General features: G+C 75.0%; 16 protein-coding genes and 1 rRNA gene. 11 read left to right on the top strand and 6 right to left on the bottom strand.

Features of this window, described 5'->3' with window-relative positions; genetic code table 11:
* The first annotated feature begins 552 nt into the window (after nt 1–552).
* Nucleotides 553–3,471, top strand: coding sequence for an FAD-binding and (Fe-S)-binding domain-containing protein (locus ACFWH7_RS17645; protein ID WP_378218402.1), 2,919 nt, complete (start codon nt 553–555; stop codon nt 3,469–3,471).
* Nucleotides 3,472–3,529: 58 nt separating this feature from the next.
* Here ACFWH7_RS17645 and ACFWH7_RS17640 read toward each other — a convergent pair whose 3' ends face one another.
* A complete protein-coding gene (locus ACFWH7_RS17640) occupies nt 3,530–4,024 on the bottom strand; it encodes a DUF6174 domain-containing protein (RefSeq protein ID WP_378218400.1) in 495 nt (164 codons plus the stop codon).
* Between the two features lie 70 nt (nt 4,025–4,094).
* Here ACFWH7_RS17640 and ACFWH7_RS17635 point away from each other — a divergent pair, with 70 nt between their 5' ends.
* A complete protein-coding gene (locus tag ACFWH7_RS17635) occupies nt 4,095–4,538 on the top strand; it encodes a hypothetical protein (RefSeq protein WP_378218398.1) in 444 nt (147 codons plus the stop codon).
* On the opposite strand, the gene pdxR is transcribed toward ACFWH7_RS17635, so the two are convergent.
* Entirely contained in the window at nt 4,519–6,141 is a 1,623-nt protein-coding gene (gene pdxR, locus ACFWH7_RS17630; protein WP_378218396.1) for a MocR-like pyridoxine biosynthesis transcription factor PdxR, read from the bottom strand. The genes ACFWH7_RS17635 and pdxR overlap by 20 nt on opposite strands.
* Nucleotides 6,142–6,252: 111 nt before the next feature.
* On the opposite strand from pdxR, the gene ACFWH7_RS17625 reads away from it, so the two are divergent.
* The 4 genes from ACFWH7_RS17625 (at nt 6,253) to ACFWH7_RS17610 (ending at nt 9,251) form a co-directional block, all read left to right on the top strand.
* On the top strand, nt 6,253–7,236 hold the full coding sequence (locus tag ACFWH7_RS17625; RefSeq protein ID WP_378218394.1) for an aldo/keto reductase: 984 nt from the start codon (nt 6,253–6,255) through the stop codon (nt 7,234–7,236).
* A 62-nt stretch (nt 7,237–7,298) separates the two neighbouring features.
* Complete coding sequence (locus tag ACFWH7_RS17620) at nt 7,299–7,829, top strand: GNAT family N-acetyltransferase (protein ID WP_378218392.1); 531 nt, start codon at nt 7,299–7,301, stop codon at nt 7,827–7,829.
* 40 nt (nt 7,830–7,869) lie between these two features.
* Nucleotides 7,870–8,487: a nitroreductase family protein gene (locus ACFWH7_RS17615; protein WP_378218389.1), complete on the top strand. Its 618-nt coding sequence runs from the start codon at nt 7,870–7,872 to the stop codon at nt 8,485–8,487.
* Complete coding sequence (locus ACFWH7_RS17610) at nt 8,484–9,251, top strand: hypothetical protein (protein ID WP_378218387.1); 768 nt, start codon at nt 8,484–8,486, stop codon at nt 9,249–9,251. The genes ACFWH7_RS17615 and ACFWH7_RS17610 overlap by 4 nt, the downstream gene beginning before the upstream one ends.
* A 53-nt stretch (nt 9,252–9,304) precedes the next feature.
* Here ACFWH7_RS17610 and cofC read toward each other — a convergent pair whose 3' ends face one another.
* Nucleotides 9,305–10,096 carry a 2-phospho-L-lactate guanylyltransferase gene (gene cofC, locus ACFWH7_RS17605; protein WP_378218385.1) on the bottom strand — a complete coding sequence of 264 codons (792 nt, stop codon included), beginning with the start codon at nt 10,094–10,096 and terminating at the stop codon, nt 9,305–9,307.
* Nucleotides 10,089–11,042 carry a 2-phospho-L-lactate transferase gene (cofD, locus tag ACFWH7_RS17600; RefSeq protein WP_378218382.1) on the bottom strand — a complete coding sequence of 318 codons (954 nt, stop codon included), beginning with the start codon at nt 11,040–11,042 and terminating at the stop codon, nt 10,089–10,091. Before cofD ends, cofC begins: the two co-directional genes overlap by 8 nt.
* A 114-nt stretch (nt 11,043–11,156) precedes the next feature.
* Here cofD and ACFWH7_RS17595 point away from each other — a divergent pair, with 114 nt between their 5' ends.
* The 3 genes from ACFWH7_RS17595 (at nt 11,157) to ACFWH7_RS17585 (ending at nt 13,766) form a co-directional block, all read left to right on the top strand.
* The gene (locus tag ACFWH7_RS17595) at nt 11,157–11,477 is read left to right on the top strand and encodes an MTH1187 family thiamine-binding protein (protein ID WP_378218380.1); all 321 of its coding nucleotides are present in this window, start codon (nt 11,157–11,159) and stop codon (nt 11,475–11,477) included.
* Between the two features lie 115 nt (nt 11,478–11,592).
* Nucleotides 11,593–13,056, top strand: a complete 1,464-nt coding sequence (locus ACFWH7_RS17590) for a restriction system modified-DNA reader domain-containing protein (RefSeq protein ID WP_378218378.1) — start codon at nt 11,593–11,595, stop codon at nt 13,054–13,056.
* 71 nt (nt 13,057–13,127) lie between these two features.
* A complete protein-coding gene (locus tag ACFWH7_RS17585) occupies nt 13,128–13,766 on the top strand; it encodes an aspartate/glutamate racemase family protein (RefSeq protein WP_378218376.1) in 639 nt (212 codons plus the stop codon).
* 13 nt (nt 13,767–13,779) lie between these two features.
* Here ACFWH7_RS17585 and ACFWH7_RS17580 read toward each other — a convergent pair whose 3' ends face one another.
* Together ACFWH7_RS17580 and ACFWH7_RS17575 are read right to left on the bottom strand one after the other, a co-directional pair.
* Nucleotides 13,780–14,634, bottom strand: coding sequence for an ABC transporter permease (locus ACFWH7_RS17580; RefSeq protein WP_378218374.1), 855 nt, complete (start codon nt 14,632–14,634; stop codon nt 13,780–13,782).
* On the bottom strand, nt 14,631–15,719 hold the full coding sequence (locus tag ACFWH7_RS17575; protein ID WP_378218372.1) for an ATP-binding cassette domain-containing protein: 1,089 nt from the start codon (nt 15,717–15,719) through the stop codon (nt 14,631–14,633). The genes ACFWH7_RS17580 and ACFWH7_RS17575 overlap by 4 nt, the downstream gene beginning before the upstream one ends.
* A gap of 95 nt (nt 15,720–15,814) precedes the next feature.
* Here ACFWH7_RS17575 and ACFWH7_RS17570 point away from each other — a divergent pair, with 95 nt between their 5' ends.
* Both ACFWH7_RS17570 and ACFWH7_RS17565 read left to right on the top strand, forming a co-directional pair.
* Nucleotides 15,815–16,915, top strand: a complete 1,101-nt coding sequence (locus ACFWH7_RS17570; RefSeq protein ID WP_378218370.1) for a helix-turn-helix transcriptional regulator — start codon at nt 15,815–15,817, stop codon at nt 16,913–16,915.
* A 536-nt stretch (nt 16,916–17,451) separates the two neighbouring features.
* Nucleotides 17,452–17,527: ribosomal RNA gene (locus tag ACFWH7_RS17565) — 16S ribosomal RNA — on the top strand; the annotation flags it as partial.

Raw genomic sequence — 17,527 nt, 5'->3', positions numbered from 1 at the left:
GGTGCCGCGTCGACCATCCGCCGCTCGTTCCTCGCGGCTCCCGCCAGGCCCGCCACGACGCGGCACCACCACCCACCCCGACCGGCGTCGTCTCACCCTGGTCCTCGCTCGCCTCGAGCTGACTGCCCGCGGGCCCGGACTTGGCTCGCGGCTCACCTTTCGCGCCCCCTGTTTCGCACCGTCTCGCGTCGCGGTCACGGGGTGAGCGTCGAGCAGGCTCGGTGGGCGATGCCGGATGGCGAGCGTGCGGTCCGGCATGACCACGGTTCTACCTCGGCGAACCACGGTTCTATCCCGCGAAACCACGGTTCTCTCTCGGCGGAGCGGGGTGCCAGGGGGCGGACGGTTCCGGGGCTTCGAGCGCGAGGGTGCGACAATCGCGACGTGTCCGCTGAGATCGACGCCACCCCGACCCCCGCCCCGCAGCACGACGGGAACGGCTCGCGGCGGTCCGGCTCCCGCGCGACGACGTCGCCGGAGGCGGAGCGCGCGGCCGCTCTCCGTGAGGCCGAACGTGCGGCCGACGTCGCGCGCACGGCGCTCGCCGACGCGCTGCGGACGGTCGTGCGGGGCGCGGTCGACTCCTCGACGCGGCGCCGGGCCGAGTACTCGACGGACGCGTCCAACTATCGGGTCGTCCCGGAGGCCGTGGTGTATCCGCAGGACGCGGACGACGTCGTCGCCGCGCTCGACGTGCTGCGCGAGCTCGAGGTGCCGATCACGGCGCGGGGCGCGGGTACGTCGGTCGCGGGCAACTCGATCGGACCGGGTGTGGTCCTCGACTTCACGCGGCACGTGCACCGCGTGCTCGACGTCGACCCGGAGGCGCGCACGGCGCGCATCGAGCCCGGCGTCGTCATGTCGGCGCTCCAGCAGCAGGCCGCGCCGCACGGCCTGCGGTTCGGGCCCGACCCGTCGACGCAGAACCGCGCGACGCTCGGCGGCATGATCGGCAACAACGCGTGCGGGCCGCACGCGGTCGCCTACGGGCGCACGGTCGACAACGTGATCGAGCTCGACGTCGTCGACGGCCGCGGCCGCCGCTTCACCGCAGGCAAGGGCGACCCGACGTTCGCCGACGTCCCCGGGCTCGCGGAGCTCGTCCGGGACAACCTCGCGCTGATCCGCACGGAGTTCGGGCGGTTCGGGCGCCAGGTGTCGGGGTACTCGCTCGAGCACCTGCTGCCGGAGAACGGGTCGGACCTCGCGAAGGCGCTCGTCGGCACCGAGGGCACGCTCGTGACGATCCTCGAGGCGACGGTCCGCCTGGTGCCGGTGCCGTCCAAGCCGACGCTCGTCGTGCTGGGCTACCCGGACATGCCGTCCGCGGCCGACGACGTCCCGACCTTCCTGAACCTCAGCCCCCTCGCGGTCGAGGGCCTCGACGCGCGGCTCGTCGACGTCGTGCGTCGCGCCAAGGGCGACGCGTCCGTCCCGCCGCTCCCGCCGGGCGCCGGCTGGCTCATGGTCGAGGTCGGTGGCGCGACCCCCGAGGAGGCGATGGCGAACGCGGAGGCGATCGTCGCGGCGTCGGGCAGCGAGGCCACGATGATTCTGCCCGCGGGCCCCGAGGCGACCAAGATGTGGCAGATCCGGGCCGACGGCGCGGGGCTCGCCGGGCGCACGCCCGCAGGCGAGCAGGCATGGCCGGGCTGGGAGGACTCCGCCGTCCCGCCGGAGAAGCTGGGCGACTACCTGCGCGACCTCGACGCACTCATGGCGCGCTACGGCGTCGACGGCCTGCCGTACGGGCACTTCGGCGACGGGTGCGTGCACCTGCGCATCGACATCCCGCTCGAGGCGTCGGGGTCGGTGCTGCGTACGTTCATGCTCGAGGCGGCGGAGCTCGTCGCGAAGTACGGCGGCTCGCTCTCGGGCGAGCACGGCGACGGCCGCGCGCGCTCGGAGCTGCTCTCGGTGATGTACAGCCCCGAGGCGATCGCGCTCATGGAGCGGTTCAAGGCGCTGTTCGACCCCCAGGACGTCATGAACCCGGGCGTCGTGGTGCGCCCGAGCGCGGTCGACGACGACCTGCGCCGCCCGCACGCGCACCCGCTGCTCTCGAAGATCGGTGCGCCGGGCACGCCCGGCACGAGCACGGCGGAGCCCGCGAAGGTCACGAAGATCTCGCGCCGCGCCGGCTACCAGGGCTTCTCGTTCGCGCACGACCACGGCGACATGACGCAGGCCGTGCACCGCTGCGTCGGCGTCGGCAAGTGCCGCGCGGACACCAGCGCCGCGGGCGGGTTCATGTGCCCGTCGTACCAGGCGACCAAGGACGAGAAGGACGTCACGCGCGCCCGCGCCCGCGTGCTCCAGGAGGCCGTGGACGGGACGCTCGTCGGCGGGCTCGCGGCGCCGGAGGTGCGCGACTCGCTCGACCTGTGCCTGTCCTGCAAGGCGTGCTCGAGCGACTGCCCCGCAGGCGTCGACATGGCGCAGTACAAGTCCGAGGTCCTCTACCGTACGTACCGCGGCAAGCTGCGCCCGGTCGACCACTACTCGCTCGGCTGGCTCCCGATCTGGGCGCGGCTCGCGACGGGGATGCCGCGCCTGGCCAACAAGCTGCTCGGCATCCGCCCGCTCGCGAAGACGGTCCTGTGGGCGGGCGGCATGGACACGCGCCGCTCGATGACGACGTTCGCCGAGGTGCCGTTCCGCACGTGGTGGAAGCGCGGCGGCGCGACCCAGGGCGTGCCCGGCCTGCGCATCGGCGAGCGGCCCGGCCACCCCGTGCGCGACGAGCGCCCCAAGGTCGTGCTGTGGACGGACTCGTTCAGCGACAACATGTCGCCGGGCGTGCCGCAGGCGGCCGTCAAGGTGCTCACCGCGGCCGGGTACGACGTCGTCGTCCCGGACGAGCAGGCGTGCTGCGGCCTCACGTGGATCAGCACGGGCCAGCTCGACGGCGCGCGCAAGCGCCTGGAGAACCTCCTGTCCGTGCTCGGCCCGTACGCCGTGAACGGCATCCCGATCATGGGGCTCGAGCCGTCGTGCACCGCCGTGCTGCGCTCCGACCTCGTGGACCTGTTCCCCGACGACCCGCGCGCCCAGGCCGTCTCCGCGGCGACGCGGACGCTCGCGGAGCTCCTCACGTCGGTCGACACCGCGCCCGGGCGCGAGTCCGGGTGGCGCGTGCCCGACCTGTCGGACGTGACCGCCGTCGTGCAGCCGCACTGCCACCAGCACTCGGTGATGGGCTTCGCCGCGGACGAGCGGCTGCTGCGCGACGCCGGGGCGACGATCAAGGTGCTCGCCGGCTGCTGCGGGCTCGCGGGCAACTTCGGCATGCAGAAGGGCCACTACGAGACGTCGGTCGCCGTCGCGGAGAACGCGCTGCTCCCCGCGCTGCGCGACGCCGCCCCCGGCGACGTGTACCTCGCGGACGGGTTCTCGTGCCGCACGCAGGCCGACGACCTCGCCGGCGTGCAGGGCAAGGCCCTCGTCGAGCTGCTCGCCGAGCGGCTCTGATCGTCGCGCTGCGCGGCCGGGTCGCCCGACGGCGCTCGGCCGCCCTGGCAGGCGGCCGTCAGCTGCGCGCGGGGTGCACGTCCGTGATCGCGTAGCACTCCTCGTCGTCGATCGCGCGCGGCATCGGGTCGAGCGTGAGCCGCGTCGGGTACCCGAGCTCGTCGTCGAACGCGACGTCGGTGACGGCCGCGGTGCGCTCCTCGACGAGGTCGAGGAACCCGTCGATCGTGCGGCCCCCGCTCTCGACGTAGGACTCGGGGGTCATCTGCAGGTGCGCGAGGCTCGCGGAGACCGCGACCACCTCGCCGGCCGCGACCTCGACGTCGAAGTCCCCGATGAGGTTGCGCTCGCCGCACGACGACGTCAGCGTGAACGTGTAGTCGTCGTACCCCGCCGCGGCCCACCGGTCCCGCGCGTCCGACAGCCCGGCGACCGGCCACGACACGCCCGCGGGTGCGCACCCAGTCACGAGCGGCGTGGCGAGGAGCCCGCCCAGGGCGAGCACCGCCGTCGTCCACGACGGGTGGGTACGGCGGTGCGGCGTCCTCTTCATGCCCTGGTCGTGTGCCGACCCGGCCCCGTCTTGCTCGTGCCGCGCGTGCGCCCGTGGCACCATCGGCGTCGTGACGCTCCCGGAGGACGGCGATGACGCCGTCCGCGCAGCCCCGCTCGACCGCGAGACCGTCGAGAGCCTTGCGCGCCGCTACCTCGGCTGGCTCCTGCTGACCGAGGGCACGCGCGCCGAGCGCCTGCGGGCGGAGGCAGAGGTCAGGGTCTCCGAGGAGGTGTGGAGCAGCGTGGAGCACGACGCCGATCCGTTCCCGCTGCTCGACGCGCTCGTCGCGCAGGCTGTCACGAGCCGCGACGAGCGTCTCGTCGCGTGGCTCGGGGCCGGGTTGGTCGAGGAGGCGGTCGTCGGCCGGCCCGACCTTGCCGGTCGCATCGCCGCACGATGCCGGGCGGAGCCGGCCTGGAGCGAGGTCGTGCGGGGTACGTGGGTGGACGAGCGCCGTGCGCGCGACCTCCCGGCGCCGCTCCGCGCGCTCGTCACCGTCCTGAAGGGCTGACGTCGGTCCCGCGGGAGCTGCGGACCGCGTCGGCGAGGCGCGCGACGGCCTCGTCGACGCGGGCGTCGGCGAGGTTGCCGTACCCGAGCACGAGGGTCGTGGACCGGTCGGCGGGGCGGACCTGGTAGCGGCGCAGGTCGACGACGGTCACCTCGCGCCGCGCGGCCTCGCGCACGACGTGCGCGGCGTCGGGAGCGGGGTCGCCCGGTGCGCTGGGCAGGGAGAGCAGCGCATGCATGCCCGCCGCGATGCCGCTCACCGCGGCGTCCGGCAGCTCGCGGGCGAGGGCGTCGAGCACGGCGTCGCGACGACGGCGGTACCGGCTCCGTGCTCCGCGCAGGTGCCGGTCGTACCCGCCCGAGGCGACGAACCGGGCGAACGTGAGCTGGTCGACCGTGGACGGGGCCGCCGTCGCGGCGTGCGGGGTGGCCGCGCGCATCACGGACTCGCGCCAGCGCGCGGGCACGACCATCCACCCGACGCCGAACGCCGGGCTCATCGTCTTGCTCACCGACCCCAGCAGGACCACGCGCTCGGGATCGAGCTGCTGGAGCGCGGCCACGGGCCGGCGGTCGTAGCGGAACTCGGCGTCGTAGTCGTCCTCGACCAGGACGCCGTCGACGGCACGGGCCCACGCGAGGACCGCCTCACGCCGCTCGGGCGCCAGCGCGGCACCGGTGGGGAACTGGTGCGCGGGCGTGAGCAACGCCGCGCGGGCCCCCGTCCGCCCGGACGCCCTGACGAGCGCCTCGATGTCCGCGCCCGCGTCGTCCACGGGCACGGGGACGGGGGTGAGGCCGACGCGGCCGGCGACGTCGCGCAGCACCGACCAGCTCGGGTCCTCGACGAGCAGGTGCGTGTGGCCCGCCTCGACGAGCGCCGTGGCGACGCGCGCCATCCCGTCGGTCGCGCCACGCGTGAGCACGACGGCGTCGTCCGCCCCGGCGACGACGCGTGCCCGGCGCAGGTGGTCGGCGACGACGGCCCGAGCGTGCGGGTGCCCGGCGGGGGAGGGCTGGCCGAGGTCGTCGTTCGACGCCGTGCCCCCCGACGTGCCGAGCGCCTCCCGTGCTGCCCGCAGCCACGCGTCGCGCGGGACGTGACGCAGGTCGGGCACGCCCGGGGCAAGGTCGAACCGGGCTCGCGTGGCGGCGCGTGCTCGGGCCAGGTCCTGACCCGCGGCGCGCGTCCGCCCGGGGTGCACGACGGTGGGCGCGGTTCTACCGTCCGCCCGCTCGTCGTGGCTCTCGCCGGACCCGCCATGACCCGTGCCCACCCTCGCTCTCCCCGGGCTCGTCGGTCGGGCCGCGGCGGAGACGCGGGTCGCGGAGCCGGTGCGCGCCTCGAGGAAGCCCTCCGCGACGAGCTGGCCGTACGCCTCCGTGACGACCCACCGCGACACCCCGAGCGACTCGGCGAGCTGGCGGCTCGGTGGCAGCGCCGCCCCGACCGGGACGCGGCCGGTGTGCACGGCGTCGCGAACCGCGCGCTCGAGCCGCTCGACGCGCGAGCCCGGCCCCGTCCCCAGGTCGAGCAGGGCCTCCCAGGCGAGCTCCGCCGTCGTGCCTGGCGGCGGAACAAGATTGGTCTGGTCGATACCCATGGAATCGGACCGTACACCCGTGCCGATCTCTCCGTAGCGTGGAGCACGTCATCCGGACCACGGGTCCACCCCCGGACCACTCGGGTCCCTCACGAACCTCGGGAGACCACCATGCGGTACCGCACCATCGGCGACGGGCGCACCTCCTTCGACGTGTCCACGCTGTGCCTCGGCACGATGAACATGGGCACCCTCGTCGACGAGGACACGTCGTTCGCGATCCTCGACCGCTACCTCGAGGCGGGCGGCACGTTCCTCGACACGGCGAACAACTACAGCTTCTGGGCCGGCGGCCACGGTCGCGACAGCGAGGACCTCCTCGGCCGCTGGCTAGCGGCCCGCGGCGTGCGCGACGAGGTCCGCATCGCGACCAAGCTCGGCGCGGCGAAGAAGGACCCCGCCCTCCCGCTGCAGAACGTCGAGCCCACGAACTTCCAGGGCCTCGGCGCCGACGTCGTCGGGTACGAGGCGCACGAGAGCCTGCGTCACCTCGGCGTCGACCACGTCGACGTGCTCTACGGCCACGTGGACGACCACGAGACGCCGCTCGCCGAGACCGTCGGCGCGTTCGGCAAGCTCCAGGCCGAGGGCGTCGTCGGCATCACGGGCATCTCGAACGTCGCGCTGTGGCGCGTCGTCGAGGCGCGCGAGGAGGCACTGCGGCAGGGCATCGCGCCCTACGGGCTCGTCCAGCAGAACTACACCTACGCCTACCCGACGCCGGAGGTCGGCCGGCACAACTGGGCGTCGTACGAGCTGCTCGACTACGCGGCGTCCACCGGCGTCGACGGGCGCCCGCCGCTCGCCGTCACCGCCTACTCGCCGATCCTCCAGGGCGCGTACGTGCGCCGCGACAAGCCGCTGTGGGACGGGTTCGACCACCCGACCACTCGTGAGCGCATCCGGCTCCTGCACGAGGTCGCGGGCGAGCTCGGCGCGACGCCCAACCAGGTCGTGCTCGCGTGGCTGCTCGGCGGCGAGCACCCGGTGGTCCCGATCATCGGGCCCAGCACGCTCGAGCAGCTCGACGAGCTCCTGGGGGCTGCCGACCTCGAGCTCGACCCGGAGCTGCGCGCCCGCCTCGACGCGGCCTGAGGTCCCGCGGGTCCGGCCCGGTCCGGCGCCACGGCGCCGGGCCGGGCTGCCACGATGGCCCGATGCCCACCACGACCGTCGCGCGCGTCCGGCCGGACGACTGGCGCGACCTCCGGGACGTCCGCCTGCGGGCGCTCGCGGACGCGCCGTCCGCGTTCGGGTCGACGCTCGCGCGCGAGGTCGCCTTCCCCGACGACGTGTGGCGCGAGCGCGCGGCGCAGGGACGCACGCTCCTCGCGCGGGCGGTGCCCGGCGGCGGCGCCCCGGCCGCGAGCGACCGGTCGCCCGCGACGGTGGTCGGGATCACGACGGTCGTCCCCTCGCCCGACGACCGGACCGCGGCCGAGCTCGTGTCCGTGTGGGTCGACCCGGTCGCGCGGGGCACCGGCGTCGCGACGGAGCTCCTGCGGTCCGCGGACCTCCTCGCGGCCGAGCTCGGGGCGCGGACGCTCGCGCTGTGGGTCACCACGTCGAACACCCCGGCCCGCACGCTGTACGAGCGCGCGGGCTTCGCCGAGACCGGCGAGGCCAAGCCCCTCCCGAGCGACCCGCGTCTCCTCGAGGTACGGATGGCGCGGCACCTCGCCCGGTAGGGTGCGGGGACCTGCTGCCGGACCGTGCCGAGGGGGCCCCGTGGAGTTCCAGGACGTCGTCCGGCGCCGACGCATGGTGCGCCGGTTCACCGACGAGGCGGTCGCGCCGGAGGCGGTCGACCGCCTCGTGCGCAACGCGGTCCGCGCGCCGAGCGCGGGGTTCGCGCAGGGCTGGTCGTTCCTCGTGCTCACCGAGCCGGACGACGTCGCGCGCTTCTGGGCCGCGACCTCGCCCGAGCAGCCCGAACGGAGCATGAGCGCGTGGCTCGCCGGGATGCGCACCGCGCCCGTGCTCGTCGTGGTCCTCGCGTCGAAAGACGTCTACCTCGACCGGTACGCCGAGGACGACAAGGGCTGGGCCGACCGGGACGAGAACCGCTGGGCCGTGCCGTACTGGCACGTCGACGCCGGGATGGCGGCGCTGCTCATGCTCCAGACCGCCGTCGACGAGGGGCTCGGCGCGTGCTTCTTCGGCGTCGCGCCGGGCGAGGTCGCGCGGCTGCGCGCGGCGTTCGGCATCCCCGACGCATACGCACCGACGGGCGTCGTGGCCGTCGGGCACCCCGCCGACCGGGCGACCACGGGCTCGCCGCGCCGTCGCGCGCGCAAGCCGCTCGACGACGTCGTGCACCGCGGCCGTTGGGGAGGCCGGGCGTGACGCGAGCGAGCCTGCGTGCCGGTGCGCTCGTCGCCGGCCTCCTGGTCGGCGTCCTCGGTGCCGGTGCCTGCACGGGGAGCCCGACGCCCGAGGGGCCGACGAGCGGGCCCTCCGCGACGCGGACGGGGGAGGCGCCCGGTGAGGGCTCGACCGACGACCCGACCACGACGGCGGACCCGGACGGCGCACCGGGAGCACCGGACGGCTCGAGCGAGCCGACGGCCGGTTCGTCGGCGGGGCCGGGTGACGGCACGTCAGGGGCCGCCGCACCCGAGATCACGAGCCTCGGCGGCGCGCCGGGCACGGCACCGCTCGTCGCGCGTGCCGGATGGCAGGTCGTCGGAGCGAGCGGTGGGTGCGTCCTGTCGGCCCGGGGGACGGGTGACCCGGAGACACCGACGGCCGGCCCGCGCGACGCCTCCGCCGCCCTGCTCGCGGAGACGGTCACCGCGGACGGCGGCGATCCGGACGGCGCGCCGCGCGACGTCCTGCTGCCGGTCGGCTCCGACGGCGTGGCCGTGCAGGGCGTCAACGCCGTCGCGCAGGACTGGACGTTCGAGTCTCCGCGGGGACCGGTGCAGGTGCGGGGTGCCGCACGCGTCGTCGCCGTCCCCGCGTTCGACGGCAGCACGACCACGCAGTCCGTCGTGCTCGCGCTGGACTGCCCCGCGCCGTTCGACGAGGGCGCGTGGCAGCGCCTCCTCGACGACGTGCGCGTCGGCCTCGTCGCGCCCGTCGAGGTCCTCGGCACCTGGCCGTCGTAGCGGCAGGTTCCCGGAAGGCTCAGGTCTCCGGAAGGCTCAGGTCTCCGGAAGGCTCAGGCGTCGTGGTCCCGCAGGGCCGGGACGTGCAGCCCGACGACGGCGCGAGCGTCCGCGGGCAGCTCGCCCCAGTCCTCCACGGTGTCGAGGTCGACCGCGGTCCCCGGCCGCTGCACGACGACGGCCCGCAGCCCGAGCCGCTCGGCCTCCGCGACGTGGGCTGCGCGGCTGTCCGGCCCGAACCGGAACCGGAACCCCGCGGAAGCCGGGGGGTCGAGGGCGAGGAGGTTCGTGCCCGCGCCCCGGCGGTCCGTCGCGACGACGACCGGGGCGTCCTCGGCGAGCAGCGCCGCCACGTCCGCGGTCGTGAGCGCGGGGAGGTCGGCGTGCGCCACGAGGAGCCGCACCGGGCCCTGGGTCGCCGCGTCCTCCGACGCGATCTCCCGACCCAGCTCGACCGCCGCGTCCAGGCCCGGCCGGTCCGCGGGCTGGAGCACGATGCGCAGCCGGTCCGCGTCGGCGGTCAGCAGGGGGAGGACGTCGGACCCTGCGGCGTGCGCCGCGTCGGCGGACTCGTCCACCACGACGTCCCGCAGCGCCCGCCACGTGAACCGCGGGTCCGACGTCACCACGACCACGCGCTCGACGCCGTCGCTCGCGAGCAGCGTCCCCACGACGTGCCGCGCGAGCACGGCGATCAGCCTGCTGCGCGACGCGGGGTCGAGGACGTGCGCGAGCCGCGACTTCCCCGACGACCCGTCGCGCAACGGCACGACGGCGACCACGCGCGCCGGGCGGCCCGGCCCACCGTGACGAGCGCCGTCGTCGGGCAGCACGAGGTCACCCACGAGCGGCCCCCGCCGACGCGAGCAGCGTGCGCGCGAGGCGCTCGCGGCCCGCGGGACCGCCCATGACGGTGTCCGTGACGACGACGTCCATCCCCAGCGCCCGCACGGCGTCGGCGAGGTGGGCGTCGTGGTCGTCGATCACCATGACGTCGACGAGCCCGACGTACAGGCGCGCGACGCCGAGCGCCGAGACCTCGTGCCCGAGCGTCGTGAGGATCTGGGCCGCGGGTCCCTTGATCGCGCGACCGCCGACGATCGGGCTCACCGCGACGCGGCGCGCGGACGTCCCGGCGAGCGCGTCCCGCACGCCCGCGACGCCCAGCACCGGCTCCACCGACAGGAACGGGTTCGACGGCGCGACCACGACCACGTCGGCGTCGCGCACCGCGTCGAGCACGCCGGGAGCCGGGCGCGCGGCGTCGATGCCGTCGTAGACGAGACCCAGCACGTCGTCCGCGTGCCGGCGGCCCACGAAGTACTCCTGGAACCCGAGGCGCCCCGCAGGCGTGTCGACGAGCGTCGCGACGCGGTCGTCGGTCACGGGAAGCACCCGTGCCCGGACGCCGAGCGCGGTCGTGAGTCGCGCGGTCACGTCGGTCAGCGACGACCCCGCGCGCAGCCGGGCCGTCCGCACGACGTGCGTCGCGAGGTCGCGGTCGCCGAGCGTGAACCAGGTGTCCTCGCCGAGCCGACCCATCGCCTCGAGCGCCGCGTACGTCTCGCCGACAACGCCCCAGCCGCGCTCCTCGTCCGCGAGCCCGGCGAGCGTGTACGTCACCGTGTCGAGGTCGGGCGAGATCCACAGCCCGTGCAGCTCGACGTCGTCCGCGACGTTGACGACGACCGTGAGGTCGGCCCCGGCGAGGTCCAGGCCGTGCGCGAGGCGTGCCCCGCCGACCCCGCCCGCGAGCACGGTCACGCGGTCGGTGCGGTGTTCTGCTGTCACGACGACGAGCCTACGTCGGGCGCCGGGAGTCCCGGCGGCCCTCGCCCGGACCTCGGGCGGCCCCCGCCCGGTCCCGCCGCGGTTCGTGCGCCGGACCCGTGCCACGATGGGCCCATGGCCGTCTTCGCCTTCTCCGTCGCCCCGCTCGGTGCCGGCGAGTCCGTCGCGGACTCCGTCGCCGAGGCCGTCCGCATCGTCCGCGAGTCGGGCCTGCCGAACCGCACCACGTCGATGTTCACCGAGATCGAGGGCGACTGGGACGTCGTCATGCCCGTGATCCAGCGCGCCACCGAGGCCGTCGGCGCGGGCGGGCACCGGGTCTCGCTCGTCATCAAGGCGGACATCCGACCCGGCCGCACGGGGGAGCTCACGGGGAAGGTCGAGCGGGTCGAGGAGCGCCTCGCGGCCGAGTCGGAGGAGACCGGGCACGCCTGACCTGCGGGTCGGGGCGGGGACGGTTCGACCGGTTCGCGGGACTTGACCGGCGACGTAGGCTATGGCGCAAACGCCCCCGCCCAGGTCGCGTTCCGCTGCCGCAGGAGATCTCCCGATGCCCCTCTTCGAGGTGGACGCCGAGCGTCCCGTACTGGTCCAGCCGCCCCAGCCGGCAGGAGCCTTCGGGACGGACGCGCAGCGGGTCGTGGACGGCAACATCGAGGGGCTGCTGGGCGAGCAGATCTTCCCCGTCGCGCAGGGCACGTCCGACGACGAGCCCCACCTCCTCGCGCTCGACGCCGCCGGGCTCCCGGTCGTCATCGAGGTCACCGCGGAGCTCACGGAGGAGGCCCTCACCGCGGCGCTCAACCACGCCGGCCGGGCCGGGCGCCTCACGCGCGCCGAGCTCGCCGCCCGCTACACCGGCGGCGCCTCGCGGTTCCAGCAGGACGTCGCCGCGTTCTACGACAACGTCCCCCTCACGCGCTCCCAGGCGACCGCCCGCGCCACCGGCGCCCGCCTCATCGTCATCTGCTCGAGCGCCGCCCCCGGCATTCAGGACGCGCTCGACTTCCTGCGCCAGCCCGGCTCACCGGTCGCCGTCCTGCGCCTCGGCGTGGTCCAGGGCGCCGACGGCCGCCGCTTCGTCGACGTGTCCCCGCTCGCGATGACGCGCGACAACCCCGCACCACCCGCGGCGCCCGAGCCCCGCCGGGGCCGCGCCGTCGCCCCCGGATCCGACTTCGCGGACGGCGTCGCCGTGGGCCGAGCCCTGACCGGCAAGTTTCCCGTGGTGACGAGGCAGGCCGCGCAGTCCCGGGCCGAGCGCCGTCGTGCGGCCGAGCTCGAGCCGCGCGTCGGTTCCGCGACCGCGCCCACCCCGGTGGACGAGACCGGCCCTCTCGCCGCGCTGGCCCCGATCGCCGCGCCGTCGGAGCCGTCGCGCGCCGAGCCTCCCGTCCTGGACTTCGTGCCCCTCGACGACCCGCTCACCGCCCGGACCGCGCCTGAGCCCGCGTCCGCCGGGTGGGCCGACCGTCGACCCGTCGAGGCCGGGGACGAGCCGCCGACCCCGCGCACGTCGATCCTCACGCGCGAGTCGATCCGCACCCGCGAGTCGATCCGGACGCGCGAGTCGTACCTCACCCACGAGTACGGCGAGCAGCGCAGCCCGTCGCGCGAGCAGCCGTACGACCCGCTGTCGTACCGCCCGCCCGTCGACCTCGACCCGACACCCGCGCACGCGTCCGCGAGCCGCGACGTCGTCCCCGTGCCGCCCCCGCCCCCCGCGGACGTGCCGCTCGGTCCCGACGACGATCCCGACCTCGTCGCGCTCGCGCGCGCGTTCGGCACCCCGCGCCAGCTCGTCTGGTCACGCCCGCGCCGCGGCCAGCGCTTCGAGGCCTTGCTCCAGCCCGACGGCTACATCGAGCTGTCCGACGGCGCACGCTTCCGCCACCCGGACCTCGCCGCCGTCGCCGTGTCGGGCACCCACACCGCCGACGGCTGGAGCGTCTGGCGCCTCGGCGCCGAGGACGGCCCCACCCTCACCGACGCCTTCCGCGAGCACCACGCCTGAGTCACGTCGTTCGCTCGGGTCCGCTGCCCGCGTGGCCCTGAGCACGTGGACCACCACGACAGGAGGCGCACGTGATCGGGTTCCTGCACACGGCGGACGTGCACGTCGCGACGTTCGGTGCGCTGGTGGAGGAGGCCGCGCCGGGGGAGGGGCACGTGCACCGCGTGGATGCGCCGCTCCTGGACGACGCGCGAGCGGGCGCGCCGACGGGTGAGCGTGTCCGGGCGCATGTCGACGCGCTCGTCGCCGCGGGGGCGTCGGTGGTGGTGTGCACGTGCTCGACGCTCGGACCGGTCGCGGAGCAGGTCCGCGGGCCCGGGGTGCCCGTGGTGCGGGTGGACCGGCCGCTCGCGGAGGCGGCGGTGCGCGACGGCGGCCGGGTCGCGGTCGTGGTGGCGCTCGCCTCGACGCTCGGCCCGACGACGGACCTCCTCGCCGACGTCGCCCGGCGCGCGGGGGCGACCGTCGAGCTCGAGCCCGTGGTCTGCGTGGACGCCTGGTCCGCGTTCGAGGCCGGCGACCTGGGCGCGTACCACGGGGGTGTCGCGGACGCGGTGCGGGACGCCGCCAGGCGGCGGCGAGCGGACGTCGTCGTGCTCGCGCAGGCCAGCATGGCGCCCGCGGCGGCGTTGCTCGCAGACCTCCCGGTCCCTGTGCTGACGAGCCCGGGCAGCGCGGTGGCCCGGGCCGTGGAGCTGGCCCGGGCCTGACGCGCGCGGTCGGTCAGTCGGTGGTGCGCACCATGGTGCGGATCCCGACGGCGAGGCCGACGGCGGCCGTCACGACGGCGGCGACCCAGCCCCACGCGACGGCCGAGGCGGTGAGGTCGCCGGCGAACAGGGCGCGCTCGGCGTCGACGACGTACCGGAGCGGGTTGACGTCGGACGCGACCTGCATCCAGCGGGGCCCGGTCTCGAGCGGCAGGAGCATGCCGGACAGGATCATGAGCGGGAAGATCAGCGTCTGCTGCACGACCCAGAACATCCAGTCCTGCTTGCGGACCGCGAGCGCGAGGGCGTAGCTGAGAGACCCGATCCCGACGCCGAACACGGCGAGCAGCGCGAGCCCGACGACCGCGCCGGCGGGGTGGAGCTCGAACCCGAACGGGAGCATCACGAGCACCACGACGACCGACTGCGCGACGATCGGGACCATCTCCTTGAGCGCGCGGCCCACGAGGAGCGAGGCTCGCGACAGCGGGGCGACCAGCATGCGCTCGTGCGCGCCGGTCTGGAGCTCGACGAGCAGGTTCGCCCCGGTCGTGGTGGTCCCGAAGAGCGTGGTCATCACGAGGATGGACGGGACGAACCACTGCCATACGTTGCCGCCCAGGACCTCCTGGCCGGTCGTCGTGCCGCCGAGCGACCCGACGAGCAGGGGGCCGAACAGCGCGAGGAAGACGATCGGCTGGACGAGCCCGAAGAGCACGGAGAACGGGTCGTGCACGACGGGCCGCAGCTCGCGGACGAGCACGATCCCGGTGTCGCGCGCGAAGGCGGCGAGCCCACGGCGAGCGCGGGGGCGGGCGGGAGACCGGGGCGGGGCGACGCTGGTGGGGGCGATGTCGACGGTGCTCATGCTGCGGTCCTCTCGGTGGGGCGGGCGCCCTCGGCGGGGGCGTCGGTCGGGGTCGCGGCGCCGGCCTCGCGCAGGCTGCGGCCGGTGAGGGCGAGGAAGACGTCGTCGAGCGTGGGCCGGTGCACCTGCGCGGTCTCGACGGCGATGCCGTCCGCGTCGGCGGCACGCAGCAGGCGGGGGAGGTACGCGTCACCGCGCTCGGCGCGCACCTCGAGCGTGGGTGCGGCGTCGCGCCCGACGGCGGGGGCGCCGTCGGGCGTGCGGGTCGCCTCGCGGAACCCCTCGACCCGGCGCGCGAGCGCGACGAGCCGCGCCGCGTCGTCGTGCTGCGGGCCCTGCGGAGGCGCCAGCGTGACGACGACGCGGTCCCCGGCGAGGTCCGCCTTGAGGTTCTCGGCGGTGTCGTCGGCGATGACCTGGCCGTGGTCGACGACGACGACGCGCTCGGCCATGGTGTCGGCCTCGTCGAGGTAGTGCGTCGTGAGGACGATCGTCATGGGCTCGCCCGTGGCCGCGAGCGAGTCCTCGCGCATGCGCAGGACGTGGTCCCACAGGTTCGCCCGGTTGTGCGGGTCCAGGCCGGTCGACGGCTCGTCGAGGAACAGCAGCGACGGCGCGTGCACGAGGCCCATCGCGACGTCGAGCCGGCGACGCTGTCCGCCGGAGAGGTCGGACACCTTGCGCGCGCCGTAGGACGCGAGCTCGAGGGAGTCGAGGAGCTCGTCGGCGCGGCGTCGCGCGGTGCGCCGGTCGAGGCCGTGGATGCGGCCCTGGCTCGCGAGCTCGTCGACGGCGCGCTGCGCGTGGCCCGCGCCGTTGCCCTGCCCGACGTAGCCGATGCGGTGCCGGACGGCGTCGGGCTCGGCGACGACGTCGTGCCCCGCGACCGTGGCGGTGCCCGACGTGGGACGGATGAGCGTGGTGAGCATGCGGAGCGTGGTCGTCTTGCCGGCGCCGTTGGGGCCGAGGACGGCGACGAGCTCGCCGGGTGCGACGTCGAGGTCGATGCCGCGCACGGCGTGCACCGTGGCGCTCGCGTCGCGCCCGACGGCGAAGTCTTTGGTCAGTGCTCTGGTGCGGATCACGGTGGCTCCTCCTGGGGTGTGCTTCGTCCGTCGAGAGCGACGTTGCCAGGGGTAGCGGACAGCTACAGTCCTCTACCTCGTGGCACATTGAGGCCATGCTCGAGACCTCAGGACGACTGCTCCGGCTCCTCTCGCTGCTCCAGGCGCGCCGGGACTGGCCCGGCTCCGCGCTGGCCGAGCGGCTCGACGTGAGCTCGCGCACCGTGCGGCGCGACGTCGACCGGTTGCGCGAGCTGGGCTACCCGGTGCGGGCGACGAAGGGGCCTGACGGCGGGTACCGCCTCGACGCCGGTGCCGACGTCCCGCCGCTCCTGTTCGACGACGAACAGGCGGTCGCCGTCGCGATCGCCCTGCGCACCGGGACGCTCCCCGGGGTGGAGGACGCCGCGGCGCGCGCGCTCGCGACGATCCGTCAGGTCATGCCCGCCCGGCTGCGCACGCGCATCGACGCGCTGGAGGTGACGGCCGTGCCGGGCCGGAGGGAGCGGGCACTGCCCGCCGTCCGGGCCGACGTGCTCGTGTCCGTCGGCTCGGCGGCCGCAGAGCGCCGCGTGCTGCGGTTCGACTACGACGGCGGGACGGGTGAGGTGCTCCGCGCGCCGGGGAGCGACGCCGACGAGGGGTTCCGCGCGCCACGCCGTGTCGAGCCGCACCACGTCGTGACGTGGGGTGGTCGCTGGTACCTCGTCGCGTGGGACCTCGACAGGGACGACTGGCGGACGTTCCGGATCGACCGGATGGCGCCGCGCGAGGGCGTCGGAGCGCGGTTCGAGCGTCGGGCGCTGCCCGCCCCGGACGTGGCGACCTACGTCGCCGAGAGGTTCACTCAGCCAGAGATGCCCGTGCGGGGGACGGTCGAGCTCGAGCTGGACGCCGCCGTCGTGGCGCCGTGGGCCGGCGCGGGCGCCCTCGTGGAGGCCTTGGGGGAGGGGCGGTGTCGCCTGACCGCGGGTTCCTGGTCCTGGGGCGGGCTCGCCGCGTGGTTCGGCATCTTCGACGCGCCGTTCTCCGTGGTGGGACCGGACGACCTGCGGGTGGCGGTCGCCCGCCTCGCGGCGCGGGCGACCGCGGCCACGGCCGCGGCGCCTGCTGCCGCAGGCAGACTACGGCCGCGCGGAGCGCAAGGTGACGGGCGGCGCACACCGGGTCGGGATGCCGCGACGGGGAGTGGCCCGGGTCACCTCGGCGCGAGTTGACCTCTCGCCCCCGGACCCCGTAATGTTCTCGAGGTCGCCCGGCAGGGAGGAACAGACACCACGGCACAGCTCCTCGGAGCAGATGCGAAGTGGCTGGTCCCCCGGGTGAAACTCCCACCAGATTCTCGGAGCACAGTGCTGCGCCGTGAGCGAGGTGAGGGTGTCTGGATCAGGAACATTTCTGAACGGAAATCCGGTTTTCACCGGTCCGGGACGAACGGCCGGGTCTGGTAGGATTCAGAACGAAGGAAACGCCCCGCGCAAGGGCCTCGGGAACGAGGTCGGAGGCGGTGTGTGTCGGTTGTTTGAGAACTCAACAGTGTGCTTGTTAGTCAATGCCAAATTTTTTGTCCCTGTGGCATGGCTGATCGTCTTCGCCCGTCGGGTGGGGTGGTTGGTTGTGTCTGGGATTCCTTTGGTTGATTTCGGAAGATGATGTCATCTTTCGTGTTGATGCCAGTTTTGTGAACCCTGTTGGGGTTCGCTTCGTATGGATTGTTCACTGCCGGTGTTGTGCTGGTGGTGGGCGTTGTTCATTTACGGAGAGTTTGATCCTGGCTCAGGACGAACGCTGGCGGCGTGCTTAACACATGCAAGTCGAACGATGATGCC

This window comes from Cellulosimicrobium cellulans (genome assembly GCF_042723955.1).
In the GTDB taxonomy this organism is placed as follows: Bacteria; Actinomycetota; Actinomycetes; order Actinomycetales; family Cellulomonadaceae; genus Cellulosimicrobium; species Cellulosimicrobium cellulans_H.
The sequence above is the reverse complement of the archived record's forward strand: the minus strand, read 5'-3'. Positions and strand labels throughout refer to the sequence as shown.